Annotated in this window: 16 protein-coding genes and 1 pseudogene; 7 read left to right on the forward strand and 10 right to left on the reverse strand. The window is 69.8% G+C overall.

The genetic code is table 11. The features are described from left to right. Positions 1–66: 66 nt before the first annotated feature. Entirely contained in the window at positions 67–1,113 is a 1,047-nt protein-coding gene (gene purM / locus WMF19_RS48280) for a phosphoribosylformylglycinamidine cyclo-ligase (RefSeq protein WP_437896521.1), read from the reverse strand. A 591-nt stretch (positions 1,114–1,704) separates the two neighbouring features. Further along, the gene (locus tag WMF19_RS48285) at positions 1,705–2,121 is read right to left on the reverse strand and encodes a hypothetical protein (protein WP_437896522.1); all 417 of its coding nucleotides are present in this window, start codon (positions 2,119–2,121) and stop codon (positions 1,705–1,707) included. Positions 2,122–2,629: 508 nt separating this feature from the next. Here WMF19_RS48285 and WMF19_RS48290 point away from each other — a divergent pair. The 3 genes from WMF19_RS48290 (at position 2,630) to WMF19_RS48300 (ending at position 8,675) form a co-directional block, all read left to right on the forward strand. Then, positions 2,630–2,764: a hypothetical protein gene (locus WMF19_RS48290; protein WP_437896523.1), complete on the forward strand. Its 135-nt coding sequence runs from the start codon at positions 2,630–2,632 to the stop codon at positions 2,762–2,764. A 269-nt stretch (positions 2,765–3,033) separates the two neighbouring features. After that, positions 3,034–7,059, forward strand: a complete 4,026-nt coding sequence (locus tag WMF19_RS48295; RefSeq protein WP_437896524.1) for an RHS repeat-associated core domain-containing protein — start codon at positions 3,034–3,036, stop codon at positions 7,057–7,059. Next, on the forward strand, positions 7,044–8,675 hold the full coding sequence (locus WMF19_RS48300; RefSeq protein WP_437896525.1) for a hypothetical protein: 1,632 nt from the start codon (positions 7,044–7,046) through the stop codon (positions 8,673–8,675). The genes WMF19_RS48295 and WMF19_RS48300 overlap by 16 nt, the downstream gene beginning before the upstream one ends. Positions 8,676–8,707: 32 nt before the next feature. Here WMF19_RS48300 and WMF19_RS48305 read toward each other — a convergent pair. The 4 genes and pseudogenes from WMF19_RS48305 to WMF19_RS48320 form a co-directional block, all read right to left on the reverse strand. Beyond that, positions 8,708–9,049: pseudogene (locus WMF19_RS48305) on the reverse strand (AIR synthase related protein); the annotation flags it as partial. Between the two features lie 39 nt (positions 9,050–9,088). Further along, a complete protein-coding gene (locus WMF19_RS48310; protein WP_437894791.1) occupies positions 9,089–10,213 on the reverse strand; it encodes an IS3 family transposase in 1,125 nt (374 codons plus the stop codon). Further along, positions 10,213–10,572, reverse strand: a complete 360-nt coding sequence (locus tag WMF19_RS48315) for a transposase (protein WP_437894792.1) — start codon at positions 10,570–10,572, stop codon at positions 10,213–10,215. The genes WMF19_RS48310 and WMF19_RS48315 overlap by 1 nt, the downstream gene beginning before the upstream one ends. Positions 10,573–11,092: 520 nt before the next feature. Next, positions 11,093–11,878, reverse strand: coding sequence for a PhzF family phenazine biosynthesis protein (locus tag WMF19_RS48320; RefSeq protein WP_437896526.1), 786 nt, complete (start codon positions 11,876–11,878; stop codon positions 11,093–11,095). Between the two features lie 341 nt (positions 11,879–12,219). On the opposite strand from WMF19_RS48320, the gene WMF19_RS48325 reads away from it, so the two are divergent. Both WMF19_RS48325 and WMF19_RS48330 read left to right on the forward strand, forming a co-directional pair. After that, entirely contained in the window at positions 12,220–13,563 is a 1,344-nt protein-coding gene (locus WMF19_RS48325) for a hypothetical protein (RefSeq protein ID WP_437896527.1), read from the forward strand. A gap of 214 nt (positions 13,564–13,777) precedes the next feature. Beyond that, positions 13,778–14,206 (forward strand): (deoxy)nucleoside triphosphate pyrophosphohydrolase, encoded by a 429-nt coding sequence (locus WMF19_RS48330; protein ID WP_437896528.1) that lies wholly within the window; start codon positions 13,778–13,780, stop codon positions 14,204–14,206. 15 nt (positions 14,207–14,221) lie between these two features. On the opposite strand, the gene WMF19_RS48335 is transcribed toward WMF19_RS48330, so the two are convergent. From WMF19_RS48335 to thiO, 4 genes are all read right to left on the reverse strand, one after another. Beyond that, positions 14,222–15,328, reverse strand: a complete 1,107-nt coding sequence (locus WMF19_RS48335; protein ID WP_437896529.1) for a cytochrome c biogenesis protein/redoxin — start codon at positions 15,326–15,328, stop codon at positions 14,222–14,224. Positions 15,329–15,349: 21 nt separating this feature from the next. Then, positions 15,350–16,093: a zf-HC2 domain-containing protein gene (locus tag WMF19_RS48340; protein ID WP_437896530.1), complete on the reverse strand. Its 744-nt coding sequence runs from the start codon at positions 16,091–16,093 to the stop codon at positions 15,350–15,352. Continuing rightward, positions 16,033–16,617 carry an RNA polymerase sigma factor gene (locus tag WMF19_RS48345; RefSeq protein ID WP_437896531.1) on the reverse strand — a complete coding sequence of 195 codons (585 nt, stop codon included), beginning with the start codon at positions 16,615–16,617 and terminating at the stop codon, positions 16,033–16,035. Before WMF19_RS48345 ends, WMF19_RS48340 begins: the two co-directional genes overlap by 61 nt. 204 nt (positions 16,618–16,821) lie before the next feature. Beyond that, on the reverse strand, positions 16,822–17,931 hold the full coding sequence (gene thiO / locus WMF19_RS48350) for a glycine oxidase ThiO (RefSeq protein WP_437896532.1): 1,110 nt from the start codon (positions 17,929–17,931) through the stop codon (positions 16,822–16,824). Between the two features lie 346 nt (positions 17,932–18,277). On the opposite strand from thiO, the gene WMF19_RS48355 reads away from it, so the two are divergent. Beyond that, positions 18,278–18,559 carry a hypothetical protein gene (locus tag WMF19_RS48355; RefSeq protein ID WP_437896533.1) on the forward strand — a complete coding sequence of 94 codons (282 nt, stop codon included), beginning with the start codon at positions 18,278–18,280 and terminating at the stop codon, positions 18,557–18,559. 527 nt (positions 18,560–19,086) lie between these two features. Then, on the forward strand, positions 19,087–20,568 hold the full coding sequence (locus WMF19_RS48360; protein ID WP_437896534.1) for a hypothetical protein: 1,482 nt from the start codon (positions 19,087–19,089) through the stop codon (positions 20,566–20,568). Positions 20,569–20,590: the final 22 nt, after the last annotated feature.

The raw sequence follows: 20,590 nt of genomic DNA on the forward strand, positions 1-20,590 counted from the left end.
TCCGGGCCCGCCCGGTTGTCTCGCGCTGCGCGGCCCGCGCGCCGCGCGTCGCCCTCGCCGGCCCTCTCATCCGAACAGCACGCGCTCCTCGAACGGCACGTCGCCGACCGACAGGACCTCGCCGAGCACCCAGGCCTGCTCGCCGCTCTTCGCGAGCGTCTCGATGGCCCGGTCCGCGGCGCCCTTCTCGACGACCGCGACAAGCCCGACGCCGAGGTTGAACGTGCGCCGCATCTCGGCCTCCTCCACGGGGCCGCCGCGCTGGAGCACCTGGAACACCGCCGGCCGCTGGTAGGAGCCGAGGTCGAGCCGCGCGCCCAGCCCGTCCGGCAGCACGCGCGGCAGGTTCCCCGGCAGGCCGCCGCCCGTGATGTGCGACAGCCCCCGGACCGCGTCGCCGCAGGCCGCGAGGAGCGCCGTGATCGCGCGGGCGTAGATCCGGGTCGGCGTCAGCAGCGCCTCGCCCACGGTGCCGCCGAGATCGGCCACGCGGTCGCTCATCGTGAGGCCCATCTCCTTCTCGAGCACGCGCCGCGCGAGCGAGAAGCCGTTCGAGTGCAGCCCGCTCGACGCCACGCCGATGACCGCATCGCCGACCGCGATCCGCTTGCCGTCGAGGATGCGCGAGCGCTCGACGACGCCCACGGCGAACCCGGCGAGGTCGTACTCGCCGTCCGCGTACATCCCCGGCAGCTCGGCCGTCTCGCCGCCGATCAGCGCGCAGCCGGCCTGCTTGCAGCCCTCGGCGATGCCGCGGACCACGGCCTCGCCCACGTCGACGTCGAGCTTGCCAGTCGCGAAGTAGTCGAGGAAGAACAGCGGCCGCGCGCCGACGGTCAGCACGTCGTTCACGCACATCGCGACGAGATCGATGCCGACCGTGTCGTGGACGCCCGTCGCGAACGCCACCTTCAGCTTGGTGCCGACCCCGTCCGTGCCGCTGACCAGCACCGGCTCGGACAGCCCGCCCGGCAGCGCGCACAGCCCGGCGAAGCCGCCCACGTCGGCGAGCACCTCGGGGATGCGCGTCGGCTTCGCGAGCCGCTTGATGCGCTCGACGAGCGCGTCCCCTGCATCGATATCGACCCCGGCTTCCCGGTACGTGACGCTCATGGCAGGCGCATCCCACACCTCGGCGGCAAAGGGAAGCGGGCTCGCTCTCGGGGCGGCATCCGAGGTCGTCCGGCTCGCCTCTGCTGAGCAGCCTCGCCAGGACGGCCGGCTGGCTGGGCAGCGCGGGGAGGATGGTGGGCCGCTGTACGTCGCGTGCAACGCTTCTCGGCGATGGCCGGCAGGGCGCGCGCGGCCCCGGTCCCGAGCATCCCCGTGATTCCTGGCATGAATCCGGGCGCGTTCATCCTTGGCGCGGAGACGGTGGCCATGGTCGGGGAGGGCACGGGTCGCGACGGTGAGCAGGCGGCAAGGGGCCAGAAGGCTGCAAAGCCATGTTCGCCAGCATCACACGACGAGGGGGCTTCCTGCGCCGCTTCTGTGACGGCCGGCGGTTGAACACTCCCTTGCGCCCCTAGTTCAACCCGGTGTTCGCGCTGATGGCCCGAACCTCGGCAAGCAGGTCCGAACCCGCATAGTTTGGAGTGCCCGTCGCGATCTCGTCCAAGTACTGTGCCAAGAAATCAACCGAAAGCTGATACCGCCAGCGAGGAGCCCTGAAACGATCACGTATTGCGTGGATTGCCATGGCACTCAACTTGCGGTGCGGTGCGGTGCGGCCGCGGCGAAATCAAAGCCGTCAATGTAAGCCTTGGCTGTTCTTAGGTTTGTGCAACGATCTGTGATGGACTGGTCGTCGAAACCGAGTTCGTAATCGAAGCTGTGAGCAAAATTGTTTCGAATGACGCGGATGGTGTCCAAGTCTGCGCGGGCATCGTCGCTGATAAGCGCCAGTGCGTTTGCCAATTGAATCCGCGTGCTAAAGGATCCGATAGGGCGGCTTGCGCCAAGGAGCTCTTCGTGGAAGCTTCGAAGGTGTCGATGGAACAGCGTCTCCAGCTTGGCATCGAGCAGCGCGGCGCCAAGTACCGCGCAGGCCCTGTCAGATTCGGAGTTCATTCGCTCGCTAAATTTGTCGAAATTGATGGCTTGCAGTGACTTCTTTCGCATTGGTGTAGCTGCCTGGCTAACGCCTGGATTGAGCCGTTCTGTAGGGCGGGTTTCGCTTGAATGAATTGTTGGGTCCTATCAGTTTTTCATGGCGTGCGAAGGATGCCTTACCGGACCAGTTCGCCCGAACGATCCCGAGCCTCCAAGCCAGGTTGAATACAGGGCCGCCGAATTCCTTCCAGCTTGCTCGCGGAGGGGCCGGTGTTCTGGCGGCCCCTCCGCGAGCAAGCTGGGGGGGGACGGTTTGCTCGTACCGTCATCGTCGGTCTGCCGGGTGCGCCGCTCGTCCGCCGCAGCCATGACCGCTGATTTGCCCGCATATGTGAACCATGCTACAGGGATCTGCGGCGTCCGTAAGCTCGATCTTTCGCCGGGCGCGGAGGCCGCCTCCGGCGAGTGGAGCTGGCGGCCCTGGTTTGCACGAGGCTGTAGCGTCGGGCTGCCACCCGGCTCTTGCGAGGTTGCAGCCTGATGGAGCCACCAGACCGCGTTTTTTGTAGGGTCAGGGGTGCGTGCCGCGCGCGCCAAAGGCCAGGGGCGCCTGCTCGAGGCTGTTGCCATGATTCTGGGCAAGCAAGACGAGCGCACGCACGCGAGGAACTCGGGCCTGCTCGCGTTGCTCACGCCGATCCTCCAGCAGTGACGAGGCGATCGGGCGAGACCTGCGCTCGCGACGCACGATCACGGAGTTGAAACCGAGATGGGCGAGGATAAGCCCGCCGCGACTTCGGTGCAGCCGTCGAGCGAGCCTGAACAGCGGTCGATCGCGTGCCAGTTCGGCGCGGCGAGCCGCGGTCCCGCATGCCGGACGCGGGTCATTCCCTCAACGCCGCTATCGCCGGTTCCAGATCTGCGTCGCACAGAGGCTGCCCGGCTTGACAGCGCGGGGTGTGCCTATCGACTATGGCCGCCATGGCACGAACGGCGCCGGTCCCGAACATCCCCGCGATTCCCGGCATGAACCCCGGCACATTCATCCTGGGTGGCGGGGGCGGCGGAGGCGGCGGCCGCGGCCGCGGAGGGCGGGGCCGCGGCGGCGACCAGGGGGCGGGCGGCAAGAGCGGCGGCAAAGGGCCGCGAGGCGGCGGCAAGAACGCGGGCACCTGCGGGCCGGGCAGCGGCGGCGGGTGCCCGAATCCGTCGCACGGGCGCGGGGGCGGCACATCGGCCGGGGATCCGGTCGATCCGATGACGGGGCGGGTCTACACCGCGAAGGCCGTGGATCTGGCGCTCGGTGGGATGATCCTGCCGCTCCGGATCGAGCGGAGCTACTCCTCCGAGACGAGCGACGTGGACCTCGGGCTCGGGTTCGGGTGGAGCCACTCGCTGGCGTGGGCGATCGAGGAGCGGCGGCGGACGCTGCGTGTCCTGGAGCCTCACGCGGCGCCGACCGAGGCGGAGATCCCCGAGCCGGACCGTCCCGTCCCGATGCCGTGCGGCGTGTTGAGGCGTCACGAGGGCGGCTACACCCTCGAGGCCGAGGGCGTGCTGCTCGTGTTCGGCGAGAGGCAGGAGAGCAGGTGGCTCTTGTCGCGCATCGTGGACCGGTACGACAACGAGATACGGCTCTCGTACGAGCGAGGGCGCCTGTCCCATGCGATCGACGCGGTTGGACGGATGGTCCGCGCGCGGCGGCACGCGGACGGGAGGATCGCCGCGTTCGAGGTGAAGGACGAGTCGCCGGGCGGAGGGTGGCGAGCGTTTCGCACGTATATTTACGACGATCGAGGAGATCTGGTCTCGGCGCGCGACGCGGCGGGCAGCGAGGAGCGCTATGAATACGACGAACAGCACCGCTTGGTCCGGCGCCGCGAGCCGGGAGGGCTGGTGGCGGAGTTCCGCTATGGCGACAACGACCGCTGCGTGGAGGCATGGTGTCGTCGCGAGGGCAACGACGCCCTCGATGGCGACGTGCCGGGCACCCTGGACGATGGCGAGACGAGGGCCAAGGGCTTCTGTCACGTCAAGATCGACGATTACGACCACTTCGTCGAGGTGATCACCTCGCGCGCGAAACGGCGGATTGAAGGCAACCAGCTGGACAAGGTGAACGGCGTCGCGTGGGACGGCGGCATGCACGCCTACACGTTCGACGCCACGGGCAACGTGCTGGTGTATCGGGACGCGTTGGGGCACGCATGGCGCTACGAGCGAGACGACCTGGGCCGGCTGCGCGTCGTGACGGATCCGATGGGCGCGAGAACCGTGTACGAATACGACGAGCGGGGCTTCATCGAGGAGGTTCGCGACGCCATGGGCGGACTCGCGCGCTACCAGCGGAACGCGCGAGGCGATGTGGTGGCCGTCGAGGACGAGCTCGGGCCGGTGGTCGGTTTCCGCTACGACGAGCGCGGCTTGCTCGTCGAGGCGACGCTGCCGAACGGCGGTGTGACGCGGATGGCCTATGACGCGCTCGGCAATCGTGTCGAGGTGATCGAGCCGGACGGGGCGAGGCGGAAGATTCGTTATGATTTTCTGGGGCGGCTGACGAGCTTCGTCGACGAGCGCGGGCTGGAGACATCCTATGGATACGATGGCTGCGGAAGGCTACTCCGTGTGCGCCGGCCGAGCGGGGCGACGGACTGGTATGGTTATGATGTCGACGGGAACCTGTCGGAGATAGCCGACGCGGACGGCCGGGTGACGGCGCTGCGATGGGGCGGGATCGGCGTGGTGACCGAGGTGGTGAAGCCGGACGGGAGCGCCGTGCGGTACTTCTACGACCGGGAGCAGGACCTGGTGCGGGTGGTGAACGAATCCGGCGAGGAGCACCGGTACGTGCGGCGCGGGGAGGGGCGGATCGACGAGGAGCGGACGTTCGATGGGCGCCGCATCTATTACCGGCACGATGTGATGGGGCGGATCACGCAGATCCGGGATGGGCTTGGTACGGTCGACTTCGTCTATGACCCGTGCGGCCGGCTCGTGGAGCGGAGCTTCACGGATGGCCGGACGGAGAGCCTCGGTTATGACCTGCTCGGTCGGGTCGAATACGTGACGAGCGGAGAGGTGGCGTGCGAGTACACCTATGACGCGCGCGGGCGGGTGGTTCGGGAGGCGGTGACGCGCGGCGGGCGGCGGACGGTGGTGGAGACGGCGCACGACGCGCTGGGCAAAGCGGTGAGCACGAGCGGGCCGTTCGGGAGGATGGAGATCGCGCGCGACGTGGTGGGGCGGCCAGTGACGGTGGCTGTCGGGGACGTCGGCGCGCAGACGATGAAGATGCAGATGGCGTACGATCCAGCGGGCCACCTCCTCGACCGGGTGCTGCCAGCGGGAGGGCGCATCGCGGAGGGGGTGACGCAAGATGCACTCCCGTCCGGTGTGCAGGTGACAGGCCCCAGCGTGACTCCCGCAATGCGACCGGGCGAGCCAGCGTGGGTGGGGCCGCTGCCGCATGAGGTGATGTTCGCGCAGAGCTACGGGTGGTCGGCGGCCGGGCAGCTCGGCGCGGTGGGCAGCGGCGAGGCGGGCGGGGCGTATGTGGAGTACCTGCGCGATGCGCAGGGTCGGGTGGTGGGGCGGGAGCGGGTGGACGGGGCGCGGCGGGAGCTGATCGAGGGGTATCGCCACGGGCCGAGCGGGCAGCTCTACGAGAGCGCGACGCTGCGTCAGTATGCGCCGGGCGGGCAGCTCAAGAGGCGGGGAGGCGCGGAGCTCGCGTACGACGAGCGGGGGCGGATGACCAGCAAGCGGTTGCCGGGCGGGCGCGTCGCTTACTTCGAGTGGGGCGACGACGATCTGCTCCAGGCGGTGCGGTTGCCGGACGGGCGGGTGGTGCGCTTCGCCTACGACCCATTCGCGCGGCGGCTGGAGAAGCGGGTGGAGCGGGGGCGCGATCGGGTGGTGGAGAGCGTGACGCGATACACCTGGAGCGGGGATGCGCTGGTGCACGAGATCCGCGAGCTGTTCGGGGAAGCGGGCAGGGAGCCGGTGGTGGAAGAGCGCGCGTACGCGGTGCTCCCGGACGGGGTGACGCCGCTCGCGGACCGGGTGCGGCGGGGCGACAGCGACGAGGTGCGGTACTACGTCGAGGCGCCGAACGGGATGCCGGCGGCGCTGGTGGGCGGAAACGGACGGCTCGTGGGCGAAATCGAAGCGTCGCTGTTCGGCAAGGTCGAGGGGGAGCAGGCCGGGCTGACGCCCATGCGGTTTCCGGGGCAGTACGCGGATGAGGAGACGGAGCTCTACTACAACCGGTACCGGTACTATGACCCGGAGACCGGGCTGTACCTGAGCCCGGAGCCCATCCGGTTGGAGGGCAGCCTTCGGACATACGCGTATGTTGATGGGTGGCCTCTCGAGTTCTCGGATTTCAACGGTCTCTCCAAGATGCATACGGAAGTGACTGGCTCCTATCTAAAGAAGAACGGGAAGAAAGCCAATGTGACGAAGTTCGCAAATTCCGGTAGGGCGGGCTCTACGGACCTACATCCCGCAGTGGAGGCCGCGCTGGCTCCGAACAACGCACGTCCTTCCGAGAGCGGCGGCGCGCAGAATGTTTGTTCGGAACCCAAGGCGCTGAGCGACTATTTGAAGCAATGGGAGCAGGATACGGGGAAGATGTGCAGGCCAGGTCATGAGAACTGGCAGCAGCACCTGGGAGAAGCGCTCGAGAGCGTTGGTGGTGTGAAATCATACAGAGGAAGTGATAAAAGTCAGCTCGAGCAGGCATGTCCCAACTGCTCTCAGGCGGTCCCCCGCCTCTGGAGCCTTGCAGGGTTGCCTCCCCCGGGACTGCAGACGGTTCCTGGGGGATTCACGAGCGGCAGCAACCCTTCTCAGAACACAACAGGGCCGAACTACGGCCCATCATGGGTGCCTGGGGCGAACAGGACACAGTCGCCGACCAGGGAGGGTATGTTCATGAACAAAGAAGGCAGAGCGGCCGAGCCTGGTGCCTGGAATTGGGACGGGAAGAGATGGACGAAGCTCTGATGCAGCGATGGTCTCCTGCGACGTGCGAGCAGCTCCGCCAGGCGCCCATCGTTCCTGGCGTGAGCCTTCGGCCGGATTCGCCGACACCCGTCGAGGACGAAGAGCTTTTTGAGCTGACGGGTCGCCGTGGGTTCCCGCTCCTCGGGGGGGCAGCATTCGGCTACCCCGCTGCCCGCGCGCTCGCGCCCAGCACGGTGCCCTCGATGGGCCGCGGTGAGCGCCGCCTCTTTGCGTGGGATCGTTGGAAGGGCGCGCTCTACCTCGACTCCTTTGGTGGCCTCGGTGTCGGCCTGTGGCGCGACCATGTGGCGCTGATGGCGAGCGTGGACTGTTTTGACGCTTTCTGGCCTTCGCTCGTCGTGCGCCGTCGTCGGGCCGCGCAGACGTTCTGGACGCGACTGAGTGAGCAGTTCTCGCTTTCACCGTCTGGAGAAGGTGGTTCGCTCCTTCGAGCGGACGATGTCGTCGTCGCGCAGCCGCGCATCTTCACGCGCACGCTGGCAGTGCTCGGGGACGTGCTTCGGTTCTGTGCCCATGAAGGTGCCCGGGCGGTGTTCGACGTGGGGGCTGGCGTCGCTGTGCGCGAGCTTCCAGAGCTATCGGTGCCCACGGCTGCTCCTCTCTACACGGACGCGTCCGCCTTCACTTCGCGCCGTGTGTGGGTGACTGATGAACACGTGATTCAGGGCGATTTCGTGCTGGAACAAGCAGTCGCACGGCTCGACATCCTCCGCGAGGAAGCGACTCAGCACCGCTGCCGCGCGCCGGCACTCGGCTCGCCTCGGCTCGATCGCTACCTGCAGGACCAAGGGGCCGTCTGCGTCGCTGCGCCGCCGGTCCCTGCGCCGTCGGCGCTGGTCGAGTCCATACGTGGACTCGTGGGCGGAGGCTGTGTGGTCATGCCTCGCGAGCACGAGATGCCGGACGGCGCACTGTGGCTGGGGCTGCTTCCGCGCGAGATGCTCCCAGAGCGAGCTCAGTCGCTCCTCGATTTCGAAGGCGTAGCGGAGTCGTTTCCGACCGGCCTTCGCCTTGTCCACTGGCCGCTCTGGTCGTGGAAGGACTTGCAGCTCGTTGCCGTGGGAGCATGGCACGACTGGAAGCTCATCCTGTGGTCCGGCGAAGGCGGACTTTGGGTGTACGCAAATATGCCTGAGCAGATGGACTTTGTGGCAGGCGAGCTCCGGACATGGCTCGAGATCCTCGCGGTGGAGGACGGTCTAGCGGAGGCCGAGCGACTCCGCGTCGAGCTGGCTTTCCCGCTGGATTCGCACCTACGGCGGGGGCTCATCGCGGAGCGGCTCGGACTCCGACCTGTCCCTGAGTGTACGGACCGCCTCGTCTCCAGCTATGAGGGGGAGGACCTCTGGGTCCGCGAGCTGATAGCTCCACTTGGAATCTCGTTCTGTGTGGTTCGCTGCGACACCAGCGAGCGGGCACTCCTGTTGATCGAGAATGCACGAGAGGTGATGCGGCTGGAGTCAGTGGCTATCAGCGCTTGGAGCGAGAGCCGGACGCAGCTGTCGCAGGCGCTCGGCCGCGAAGGCATCCGGACGATCTCGTCAAACCGACAATGGTGGTCCGATTTCAATGATTCCGATGTCTTGGATTCGTGATATCTAGCGGTTCGACGGCCTCGCGCCCGGATCATACCGGGCAGCTCGGCCGTCTCGCCGCCGATCAGCGCGCAGCCGGCCTGCTTGCAGCCCTCGGCGATGCCGCGGACCACGGCCTCGCCCACGTCGACGTCGAGCTTGCCAGTCGCGAAGTAGTCGAGGAAGAACAGCGGCCGCGCGCCGACGGTCAGCACGTCGTTCACGCACATCGCGACGAGATCGATGCCGACCGTGTCGTGGACGCCCGTCGCGAACGCCACCTTCAGCTTGGTGCCGACCCCGTCCGTGCCGCTGACCAGCACCGGCTCGGACAGCCCGCCCGGCAGCGCGCACAGCCCGGCGAAGCCGCCCACGTCGGCGAGCACCTCGGGGCGGAGAATGCCAACGGGTTTGAGACAGGCCGGACGAGAATCCTATGAGGGGATCGCGACGAGGGGCGCGTTCCGGCTCTGGGCCCCAACCGGTCGAGATCGGGGCGGCCGCGGCACGGCGGTGGGCGCGTCGCTGGTCGTGCCCGTGTGCGGCGGCGCCGCGGCCGCGCAGGCGTCGTCGTCGATGGACAGCGGGTTGATGGCTACCGAAGCGGGCGGCCTGCGCACGACGGGCGGGCCGTTCGGGAAGCGTTCAGGATGCGCGGCGTAGGCCGTGTCGAGGGCGACCTGGCGCCGAGCCGCGATATCATCGACGCGGCCGTAGAATACATCAGCAGGTGTGAAGAGCGCAAGGCCAGAATGCTGATGAAGGTCGTTATACCAGCTGAAGAACTCCTGGCACCACGCTCGTGCATGAGCCAGCGAGGCAAAGCGGTCCGGATAGTCGGGCTGGTATTTAAGCGTCTTGAACTGCGACTCGGAGAAGGCGTTGTCATCGCTGACGTGAGGCCGGCTGAAGCTACGAACGACGCCGAGCGAGCCGAGGAGCTGAGCGAGCCCCTCCGACCTCATCGCGGAGCCGCGGTCGGCGTGCACGGTGAGCGAGCCGGGCTCGACGCCGTGGCGGGCGACAGTCTCTGCGAAGAGGTGCTCGGCGAGCTCCGCGCTCTCGCGCTCAGCGAGCAGCCAGCCGACGGTCATGCGACTGAACAGGTCGAGGACGACGTACAGGCAGTAGAAGACCCCGGGCAGCGGCCCGCGCAGCTTGGTTATATCCCACGTCCAGATCTGGTTGGGGGCCGTGGCGGTGAGGGTCGGCTTGACATGCTTCATCGGCCCACGCTGCGCGCGTCGCTCGCCGCTCTCGCGGGACGCCGCGAGCAGGCGGTACATCGTGCGGATGGAGGCGAGGTAGACGCCGCGCGACAGCAGCGTCGCGTAGACCTCCGGCGGGGGCTGGTCGACGAACTCGTCGCTGTGCAGCACGTCGAGCACGGCTTGCCGCTCGGGGTCGCTGAGCCGGCGTGGGCTCGGAGCGGGCCCGGTCAGCGCGGGCAGCTTCGCGGGCTGGGTCTGCCGGTAGAGCGTGGCGCGGCTGACGCCGAGTGCCGCACACGCCTGGGCGATGGAGACGTGCGGGTCATCGAGCTCTTCGATGATGTCCATCAGCGCTCTTCGTCGTTCGTGAGGTTGATGCCCAGAATGGAAGAGACTTTTTTTTGAAGATCGATGAGCTTCTCAGCGAGCGCGAGCTTCTCCTCGAGCCGCGCCGAGCGCTTCTCGAGCTCGGCGATGCGCCGGTCCTTCGCGTCCTGCTTCGGCTTGCGGCCGGGCTTGCGCCCCGAGAGGGCCTCGCTGCCGTGGAGGGCGAGTTGCTTGCGCCACGCCGTCAGGAGGGAGCTGTAGATGCCCTCACGGCGCAGGAGCGCCTCGATGTCCCCGCGCTGGGTGCACGCGGCCGCCTCGCGCACGATGCGCAGCTTCTCCGCCGCCGAGAACTTCCGCCTCTTGCCCGCCTTCGGCATGGTCTCGACGGCGACGCCACTCGGGCGGGGAGCAGCGCCCTGCGCCGCTGGGGCGGGGGTAGGATCGACGGATCGGAGATGGGAAGGCTTCGGCACGAGTCAGGTCCATTCTCCGCCCTCTCACCACAGATTTCTAGGGGGAGCCTGTCTCAACCGACGTTGGCACAGAGGGGGGATGCGCGTCGGCTTCGCGAGCCGCTTGATGCGCTCGACGAGCGCGTCCCCTGCATCGATATCGACCCCGGCTTCCCGGTACGTGACGCTCATGGCAGGCGCATCCCACACCTCGGCGGCAAAGGGAAGCGGGCTCGCTCTCCGGCTCCGGCCTCCGGGCGGCTCCGGGGTCGGCGGGCGGCCGGGCTCCCCGTGCCGCGGGGAGCGCCTCGGGTCGGGCCGGCGACCGGCCGGCCTGCCGCTCGTTCCTCCGGCGAAGGTTATGGCATCCGCAAGCGTCTTGACGTCGCGTGGATGGGCTTCTTGGGTGACCCGATCGGCAACAAGCGATGCGAGCGCATGAGCTTCAGAATTCCACCTCGCCTTCCATGTAGAAGACGCAGGCACCCTCCATCTCGACGCGCTCGCCGAGCAGCCGGCACGTCATTTCTCCACCTCGCTGCGATGCCTGAAAGGCGCGACACTCACTCTTGTGCAGTCGTTTGGCCCAGTAGGGGGTGAGCATGCAGTGAGCGCTCCCGGTCACCGGATCTTCCGGGACGCCTTTCGCCGGAGCGAAGTAGCGGCTCACGAAATCATACTCACCGCTGCTCGCAGCGGTCACGATGAGCCCGCTGCGATCGAGGCGGCGCACACGCGCCATGTCGGGCGCGACGGTCCGGACAGCGCTCTCGCTTTCCAGGACCGCCATGTAGTTGAAGGCATTGACATGCACTTCGAGAGGAGCGAGCCCCAGCGCCTCTGCCAGGCCAGGCGGAGGCGGCACGGCCTCCGAAAAACGCGCCGGGAAGTTCATGAGGTAACCGGCGCTCGCCCTGGTAACGGTGAGCGGCCCGCTCGCCGAATGGAAGATCACCCGGCTGCGCGCGGGCTCCAGGCGCTCCATGACCACGGCCGCGCTCGCCAGCGTGGCGTGGCCGCAGAGCGGCACCTCCGTCATCGGTGTGAACCAGCGCAGGCGGTACTCGGCGTCCTCGCGCACGAGGAAGGCTGTCTCCGCCAGATTGTTCTCTGCGGCGACGGCCTGCATGACCGATTCCTCGGGGAAATTCTGCAGAACCACGACGGCCGCCGGGTTCCCTGTGAATCGTCGCGTGGTGAATGCATCGAGCTGAAAGATGGGTGCGCGCAAGGGGTTCACCAGGTTGTTGACGTGGCCAGCGATGATTTGATTGTCCGATCGGGGGGCTGGCCGAAGCCCCGGGCCCCCTCGTGATCACTGCGCAGCGGGCGGAGGGAGCTTGATCTCCGCAACGTAGCATGACGTGCAGAAGGGAGCCTCGCCGTATTCACGCACGGGATGAGCAAGTTAGATCCACACTCGCGGGGCGCAGTGGGATGACCCAGCACGATTCCGGCAGGCGACGCCCGTGAGCGGCGTGCAGACGTCGTCCTGCGGCGCCCCGTACGCCTGACGTTGCTTCGGGGTATGCTGCCGCGGCCACGCGTCGTGGCTCGCGCGAAGGAAACCCCATGAGAGCCGGCGCCGCTGTCACCCTCCTTGTCTCCTCTTCCTTCCTCGCCGCCTGCTCCGGCGGCGGCTCATCGGCCGGAGACGGCAGGACCGGAGGCACGCCCGGATCCGGCGGCGCCGCGGGGACGGGCGCCGCCGGTACGGGCGGCTCTTCGGGCGTGGGCGGCGCGGGGGGCGCGGGCCCGGGCGAGCCGATCGATCTTTGCGCGGGCCTCGTGCACGACAAGGACGCGCGCCCGATGACCGAGCTCGCCAAGCCGGCGCCCGGCGAGGCCGTCACGGACGCCGAGTTCGGCACCACGATCCGCCGGATCACGGCGGTCGCGCCGGGCGGCGGGAACGACCCGGTCATCAAGCCGATGTACTCGACCATCTCGGCCTGGAACGCGGACGAGTCGAGGCTCATCCTCTTCTCGGTCGCGGCCGGCGAGCACCAGCTCTACGACGGCAAGACATACGAGTTCATCGAGGCGCTCGACATCTCGCCTGCGGACATCGAGCAGGTGTACTGGCACACCTCCGATCCCGACGTCCTGTTCTACGTGGACGACAAGGACTTCATCCGTTACCACGTCGGCGCCGGGACGAAGGAGGTCGTGACGACGTTCGATTTCTGCTCGGGCGGCGCGAGCGCGGGCAGCGACCCGCTGTTCATGTCGTGGGATTCGAACCGCATCGGCCTCGCGTGCGACGATCAGGTGTTCCTCTATGATGTCGGCCAGAATACGGTGCTCGCCAGGAAGGCGTTCGACGAGAACCCCGCCCAGGTCGCGCCGAGCGGCACGCTCGCGTTCCTGAGCGACAGCGGCGGCGTGACCGATCCGCGGCTGAACGTGGTGCGCACGCTGGACCTGCTGGAGCCGTACGGCCACGCGTCGCTGAGCATGGTGAACGGCCACGACACCTGGAACGGGGCTGTCTATGATCCCGGCCCCGGCGGCAACGACGACATCGGGCTCCTCGTGACATGGGATCTCGCGGAGGGCACCTCGAAGGTGGTCATTGGCCCGGAGACGGGGTGGCCCTATCCCCCGACAGGGCACATCTCGGGGATGGCGTACAAGCAGCCGGGGTGGGTCTTCGTGTCGTCGATCGGCGATGCGTCGGGCGCAGGGGTGCTCGACATGGAAAACCTGATCGCCGACACGAGCACGGGCAAGGTCTGCCGCATTGGCCGCCACCGGAGCTGGGGCAAGGAGAACACCCACCTCGCCGAGCCGTACTGGGCCGAGCCGCACACCGTGCCCAGCCCCAGCGGCACGCGCGCCGTGTTCGGGAGCGACTGGGGCAACGGGGATACCGTCGACGCCTACGTGATCGAGCTGCCCAGCTACGAGCCGTGATGACGGGGCGCGGCTGGCCGCGCTGGCGTGCCGGAGGTGCTCCCGGTCGTGCCGGTGCTGCCGATCGCTCCCCCGCTCCCGCCGCCGCCGGAGCTCGAGTCCGAGGGTGAGAAATCCCAGCCCAGAAAGGCAATGAAGACGCCGGAGGGAAGCGCAGCGTCGAGCGTGCCGTTCGCCCTTGTCTTGCGCGCCGCGGCCGACATTCTACGCGCCCATGTCCGCCACGCCCGAGCCCGCTCCTCCCCTCGTCCTCGTCGCCGCCGCCGTCATCATCGAGCGCGGCCGCGTCCTGCTCACGCAGCGCAAGGCGGGCGCGCACCTCGAGGGCGCGTGGGAGTTCCCCGGCGGCAAGGTCGAGGCCGATGAGGACCCGCGAGACGCCCTGATCCGCGAGCTGCGCGAGGAGATCGGCGTCGAGGCCCAGGTCGGCGACATCGTCGAGGTGACCTATTACCGCTATCCGAAGAAGCCGGTGCTCCTCCTCTTCTACGCCGCCGCCCTCGCCGAGGGCTCGCCCGCGCCCGCCGCGCTCGACGTCGCCGCCGTGCGCTGGGCCGAGGCGGCCGATCTCCGGGACGAGCTCTTTCCCCCCGCCGACGTCGCGGTGCTGGCCAAGGTGCGCGCGCGCCTCGCGGGAGCCTAGCCGCGCCGTCGGGGCTCACATGGCAGGGGGGCACGCCTCGCCGCGGACGTCGCCGATGAGGCTCGCGAGCCGCTGGGCAGGCAGCTCGCCGACGGCGCGCTCCACCTCCTGCCCTGCGGCGTCGACGCTGAGGAACGTCGGCACGAAGCGCACGCCGTAGCGGGCGGCGAGCGCCCGCCCGCGCGGGTCGTCGACCTGGATGCGCAGGACGGTGCCGTCCTCCCTGGCGCAGCGCGCCTCGAGCTCCTTCATGAGCGGCGCCATGCGCTCGCACACCGCGCAGTGCGCGCTCTCGAACTCGAGCAGCCGAGGCATCCCCTCGGGCAGCGCGACGTCGCCGTGCGCCACGGCGCCCTCCGGGGCCGCGCACGCGCCGGCGGGGCCGACCTCGCAGGGCGCGCCCGCGTCCAGGGCCGCCGCGGGCGCCGGCGAGAGGGCGTCCAGACGGCCGGCAGCGACCGCGATCCCGGCGGCCATGAGCAGCGCCCCCGTCAGGCGCTGGAGGGCCGGCGTGGCCGGCATCACGCGGCGCGCGAGCTCTACGGCAGCCGGCCCGACGAAGGCCGCGGCGACGAGCGGCGCGGCGAGGCCCGCGGCGTAAGCGCCGAGCTGGATCGCGCCGGTGAGCGGGCTCGCGCCCGCGCTGGCCGAATAGGTCAGCGCGGCGCCGAGCACCGGGCCGACGCACGGCGTCCACCCCGCCGCGAAGGCGATCCCGAAGAGCATGCCCCCCCAGAAGCCGCCCGCGCTCGGGAGGCGGGAGAGGAGCGGGCGCGCCTCGCGCTCCAGCCATGGGAGGCGCAGCACGCCGAGGAGCTTCGCGCCGAAGAGCGCCAGGATCACGCCGGACACGACGGTGAAGGCGCGCCGGTGGGGCGCGAGGACCGCCGCGATCGCCGAGGCGCCGGCGCCGAGCGCGACGAGCACGATCGCGAGGCCGATCGCGAAGCCGACACCGGCGAGGCGCACGCCGCGCTTCGCCGCCGCGGGGTCCGGACCGCCGAGCGCCCCGGCGCCGCCGAGGGCCGACAGGTAGACGGGGAGCATCGGGAGCACGCAGGGCGACGCGAACGTCAGCAGCCCCGCGCCGAAGAGCGTCAGCAATGAACCGATCGTCATCATGGGTCCTCGAGATCGACGGGATCAGCGCCCGAAAAGCGCCGGCGCGAGCGCCGCTGCGTCCACTTCAGCCACCGCGAGCACCGGCTGCTCCACGCTCCTCGCGCAGATCGCGTTGCCGAGCGGCCCCTGGGTGCACCCCACGCTGCGCCCCGCGAGCGCGCGCGCCGCCGTCGCGGCGCCGGAGCCGGGCGGCGGCACGAACACCGTGAGCGGCTTGTCCCCGCTCTCATACATGAGCGCCGCCGTGCGTGTGCCGCCGATCTGGCAGAGGCGCGCCCCGAGCAGCCGGGCGCCGGACACCGGCGGGACGGTCACCGCGTAGCCGAGCTTCCCCTCGAGCCACCCGGCGACGGCGCCCGGATCGGAGGACTCGAAGTCGCACGGGCGCTCGCGCGCGAAGCCCCGCACGTGGTGGCTCACGAGCTCGTCGGCCATCGCCGCGCTCACGCCCCGGCTCGGGCTGCCGACGACCAGCGCGGCGGCCGCCGCGACCGCGGCGAGGGCGGCCGTGATCGCCCAGGGGCCGCGGCGCCGCGCGCGCGCGTTCCGCGCGGCGGCCTCCGCCCGATCGCGCAGGCGCTCCGGGACCTCCCCGTCCGCCTTGGCGACGAGCGCGCGCCGCACGCCGCCGAGGACCTCCGCGGCGCGCCGGCAGGGCCCGCAGCTAGCGACGTGCGCCTCGATCCGCGCCGCGTCTTCGGGCGTCACCTCGTCGTCGTGCCACGCCGAAATGTTCTCGAACCACTCGCGGTTGCACCCTGCCATGACGTCTCCTCGCATCGTTCGGAGAGGCCCTCGACGAGCGCGAGCCGCGCCCTCGCGAGCCGTGATCGTACCGTGCCCACCGGGCACCCCTGGAGATCCGCGATCTCCTCGTAGGAGAGCTCCTCGACCTCCCGCAGGAGCAGCGCCTCGCGCCACTCCGGGGGCAAGCGCGCGAGCGCGCGCTCGACCTCGTCCGCGAAGCCGCGCTCGAGCAGCTCCGCCTCCAGATCTCCCTGCGGCTCCGGCACCGACTCGGCGCCGCGGCCGCCCTCGATCACCTCGAGCCGCTGCCGCGCGCCGCGCGTCGCGTTGAGCAGCACCGATCGCTCGATGCGGAGCAGCCACGAGCGCATGCGATCCTCGTCGCGCAGGTCGGTGTGCCGCTCGATCGCGCGCACGACCGTCGCCTGCGCCAGATCCTCGGCGTCCTGCTCCGAGCGCGTCAGGCGGCGCGCCGCGCGCAGGAGGCACGGGAGCTCGGTGAGGAGCCGGTCGACGAACGAGGTGTGGGGAGACGTGGGCATGGGCTGGACCGGGAGCAGGAGGGCTGTGCGCCGCCTCGTTCCCCAGACACTCTGAGGACACGGCGAGCCCCGCGAAAAGTTCCTGACCGTCACGCCTCGCCGGGATCCCGGCGTGGCGACGGATCGCGGCGGTTTCGTCCTCGGGCGACGAGGTGCGAGCGGCTAGCCCGTCGCCGGGCTGGGCCCGAGCTGCGCGGCCGCCGCTCAGCCGGCGATGCCGGCCCGCCTGGCCGAGAAGGGCGACAGATCGAGCGGCGGCTCCTCTCCGGCGATCAGCGCCGCCACGATCTTCGCTGTCACCGGGGCGAGCAGGACGCCGTTGCGGAAGTGCCCTGTCGCGAAGATCAGGTTCGCGATCTCCCCCTCGCCGAGGATCGGCAGCGCGTCCTTCGGGTGGGGCCGGAGGCCGGCCCACGTCCTGCCGATCGGCGCGTCGCCGAGCGCGGGCACGAGCCGGAGCGCCGCGGTCAGGAGGTCGCGCACGGCGCGCGACGTCACCGCGGTGACGTAGCCGGCGAACTCCATGGTTGCGCCGACGAGCACGCGCCCGTCGTCGCGCGGCGACAGGTAGCACCCGGGGCCGAAGACCACCTGCGAGAGCACGGGCGTCGCGGGCGTGAGCTCGACGATCTGCCCGCGCACCGGCCGCACCGCGGAGGGCGCGAGGCCCGACGCCTCCAGCAGCGACGACCAGCTCCCGGCGGCGAGCACCGTCCAGCAAGCCTCGACCTTCGTCCCGTCCTCGAGCTGCGCGCCGCGCGCGTGCTCCCGCTCGACCACGATGCGCCGGACGGTCGCGCCCGTGCTGAACTGCACGCCCGCGCGCTCCGCCGCGATGCGCAGCGCGCGCATGAGCGACGGCGGATCGATGCGCGCCTCGTCGGCGAGCCACGCGCCGCCGGCGACCTCGTCGCAGAGCGCCGGCGCGTGCGCGCGCGCCCCGTCGCCGTCGCAGATCTCGACGGCGAGGCCGGCTTCCCGCTGCCACGCGAGCTCGCGCGCGATCTCTTCACGTCCTTCAGCGGTGAACGCCACGCGGAGGGCGCCGCTCTGCCGGTACCCGACGTCGATCCCCGTCGCCTCGACGAGCGACGCGGCGAGCTCCGCGTACAGGGCGCGGCTCGCGAGGCAGAGCCGCGCGAGGGGGCCGTCGCCCGTGGCCTCGAGCTGGGGGCCGATGATCCCCGCCGCCGCCCACGAAGCGCCCTCACCCTGGTTGCGCTCGAGGACGCGGACAGACAGCCCGCGCCGCGCCAGGGCCAGCGCCGAGGCGCACCCGGCCACGCCGCCGCCGATCACCACCACGTCGCTCATCGGCGCGTGCATAGCACGCCGGGCGCCGAGGGCAGCCACACAACCTGGAGCGCAGCGAGCGCGGCGCACTGCGACATGGGAGCGGGGGCTGCTTCGCGGGATGTTTCAGCGCAGGGGAGGATTTACCGACGAGCGGCGGCGGGGCGTGCGCCTTTCGGAGCACTTGCGCTGGGAAACCCGGCAGGGGGTAAGGGGGAAGCGCTGCGGAGACCCGGCAGGGGGTAGAGGGAAGCGCTGCCGACACCAGGCAGGGGCAAGAGGAAGCGCTGCCGCGGTTCGGCAGTGACTGGATGGCGTGCTTGCGTGGAAGATAGGGCTCAGGGACCGGGAGCAACAGGAGGCATGCATGAGGGTCATCATGGAAATACCGGAAGATGCGTTCCGTACACCCAAGACCCCGGAACAAGTCGCACTGGAGATGCGGCAGGCGGCGGCAGTCTTCTGGGTCGCTCGCGGGGACATCGCCCTGGAGGCCGTGAGTAAGATCTTCGTGCCATCTGCGCTAGAGACGGAGGGGACGCTGTACGAGCTGCTCATGCAGGGGCCCAACGGGGGTGATGCTGTTGGAGGTGGCGCCGAGTCAGTGATTTCGGCAGGCAGCATGCAGAGAGAAAACAAAAACCGTTAGAGCGGCCGACCTTGAGAGAGCGACATGGAGAACACTGCGAGACGATTCGCAGTGAAGGGTCGTCACGTCAAGGCTTCGGCTGGTCGCGGTACAGTGGTGACGTCGGCTGTTGCTACTGGAGTCTCTGCGAGGACCACCAGGTCCGGTACCACGCCGTCCAGCATCAACTGCCATCGTGGGACCAGGGGCGATGTTGTCCCACCGCCGTGCAAGGGCACATTGACAAGCAGCGGCGTCCCCGCCGAGAATGAACGTGGCGAATGGGACGCCGTAGCCCTCGACCCTTCCCTCGCGTCCGCCTTCCGCGGACACACGGGCGGCGTGGTGGATCGGCCGGTGCGCTTGCGCTCCTGCTCGCGATCGGGTTGGGGCTTTCCGCGCTGTTCGCGATCATTTCCGCCCTGGCCGCGGTCCTCGCGACGCCGTACCCGTGGATCGCGCTCGGGCTCGTCGGCGCGGGTTATGTCGTATACCGCGAGCGTCTCCCGCCCTCCGGGCAGGGCGCGTCGCGGAGTGGACACCCTCTCGTGGTGCTCCTGGCGATCATCGCGCTGACCGGCGTCCTCGCGCTGCTCCTGTACGCGCTCGTCATGGTCCTGAGCATCCCGGCCGTCTGGATCTTTCTCGGCGCCGCCGGTGCTACCTACGCGATCTACCGGATAGCTCGACGGATATGGCGTGAGCGCCTGGAGGTGCTGTTCTTCGATGCCATCGCCGCACTCCACGCATCGGATCCCAGGGCCGCCGAGCTGCTCAGCACGCTGAAGGCCCGCGGACGGGACGATGCTGACGCGTGGTTGCTCCTCGCAGCCGACGCCGCGTGCCGCGCGCGTTACCAGGAGGCCCTCGCGGCCTTGGAAAGGGCCGCCGCGCGGGTCCCGAGCATCGGCCGGCTCTCGTCGGGCATGACGCTGGCCTTTCCTGGGCTGCTGGCGCCGTTGCCGTTTCGCCCGGGAGGCGGGGGAGCCGGCAGCATCGAGGTCGCGCGAGCCCAGATTCATGTGCTCGACGGGCGTCCGCGTGAGGCCGTAGGCGACTTCAAGCTCTCTGCCTCGGATCCCGCGTTCTCGCTGGGCGCTTGCGCGCTGGCGGACGCACAGGTCGCGCTGGGCGAGATCGAACATGCAGCGACGGCGCTGAGGCAGGCCGCGGATGCGCCGGGCTGTGCCCCCGAGCTGTCGCGCCGTCTGCGCTACAAGCTGGCGCGGTTGCTGGAAGACAGCGAGTCTCGCTCTGCCGCCATCGTCGAGTACCAGGCGCTGATCGCTCAGGGCGGTCTGGAGGACGCGGCCGACCGTCTTTCGGCGCTGCAGGCCGAGGTCGAGGACGAGCGGCGCCACGAGGAGGAGGCGCGGAAACGCCAGGAAGAAGTGCAGCAGCGAGAAGCATTGAAGGTCGCGATCGCTCACGCGGAGAAGCTCGGCGCGGCGGGCCAGCACGGCCTCGCGGCGGCAGGGCTCCGCCATGCGTTGAAGCTTCCCATGGACGAGGAGACCGCGCGCGGGGTTCGCTACAAGCTGGCGATCGCCCTGGAGGACGCCGGTACGCCGATGCAGGCCGACCAGGAGTACGAGGCGCTCGGCGAATATGAGGACGCACCGGCACGCCGGGAGGCGATCCGTGCCAGAGAGCAGGCGCGCCGGCGAGCGATCCTTGCCGAGGAGGAGGAGCGCCGCCAACGGGCGCTGCGGGCGCAAGAAAAGGAAACGCTCGATGAGGCGCTCGCAAAGCTCGAGGCCGCGAAGGGGCCGGCGGGGCGCAGGAGCGCCGTCCGGTTCGGCCTCGAGCGGCTCACGCTCCACGATCTGCGCGATCAGCTCCTGCTCGAGGCCTCCCAGATCGAGGTCGACGCCGTCCTGGAGAAGGTGGATGGGCTCAAGACCGCCGCCGCGAAGCGCCGCCATCTGCTTACCGCGCTCGATGCCGTCCGCTCCGACGAGGTCCCAGACGAGCTGCAAGCGCAGCAGATTCGCTGGCTCGAGGAGGCGCTCGCGGCGCTGGAGACGTGACGGTGGCAGATCGGGATCCGCC

The sequence above is a fragment of the Sorangium sp. So ce124 genome (genome assembly GCF_051525235.1).
GTDB classification, from domain to species: domain Bacteria; phylum Myxococcota_A; class Polyangia; order Polyangiales; family Polyangiaceae; genus Sorangium; species Sorangium atrum.

What these genes read in the sequence shown, in the direction of transcription:
- WMF19_RS48335 (WP_437896529.1), bottom strand. Translation starts at nt 15,328, where the DNA reads ATGATGACGATCGGTTCATTGCTGACGCTCTTCGGCGCGGGGCTGCTG.
- WMF19_RS48345 (WP_437896531.1), bottom strand. Translation starts at nt 16,617, where the DNA reads ATGCCCACGTCTCCCCACACCTCGTTCGTCGACCGGCTCCTCACCGAG.
- WMF19_RS48300 (WP_437896525.1), top strand. Translation starts at nt 7,044, where the DNA reads ATGGACGAAGCTCTGATGCAGCGATGGTCTCCTGCGACGTGCGAGCAG.
- thiO (WP_437896532.1), bottom strand. Translation starts at nt 17,931, where the DNA reads ATGAGCGACGTGGTGGTGATCGGCGGCGGCGTGGCCGGGTGCGCCTCG.
- WMF19_RS48315 (WP_437894792.1), bottom strand. Translation starts at nt 10,572, where the DNA reads ATGCCGAAGGCGGGCAAGAGGCGGAAGTTCTCGGCGGCGGAGAAGCTG.
- purM (WP_437896521.1), bottom strand. Translation starts at nt 1,113, where the DNA reads ATGAGCGTCACGTACCGGGAAGCCGGGGTCGATATCGATGCAGGGGAC.
- WMF19_RS48285 (WP_437896522.1), bottom strand. Translation starts at nt 2,121, where the DNA reads ATGCGAAAGAAGTCACTGCAAGCCATCAATTTCGACAAATTTAGCGAG.
- WMF19_RS48295 (WP_437896524.1), top strand. Translation starts at nt 3,034, where the DNA reads ATGGCACGAACGGCGCCGGTCCCGAACATCCCCGCGATTCCCGGCATG.
- WMF19_RS48330 (WP_437896528.1), top strand. Translation starts at nt 13,778, where the DNA reads ATGTCCGCCACGCCCGAGCCCGCTCCTCCCCTCGTCCTCGTCGCCGCC.
- WMF19_RS48340 (WP_437896530.1), bottom strand. Translation starts at nt 16,093, where the DNA reads ATGGCAGGGTGCAACCGCGAGTGGTTCGAGAACATTTCGGCGTGGCAC.
- WMF19_RS48355 (WP_437896533.1), top strand. Translation starts at nt 18,278, where the DNA reads ATGAGGGTCATCATGGAAATACCGGAAGATGCGTTCCGTACACCCAAG.
- WMF19_RS48310 (WP_437894791.1), bottom strand. Translation starts at nt 10,213, where the DNA reads ATGGACATCATCGAAGAGCTCGATGACCCGCACGTCTCCATCGCCCAG.
- WMF19_RS48325 (WP_437896527.1), top strand. Translation starts at nt 12,220, where the DNA reads ATGAGAGCCGGCGCCGCTGTCACCCTCCTTGTCTCCTCTTCCTTCCTC.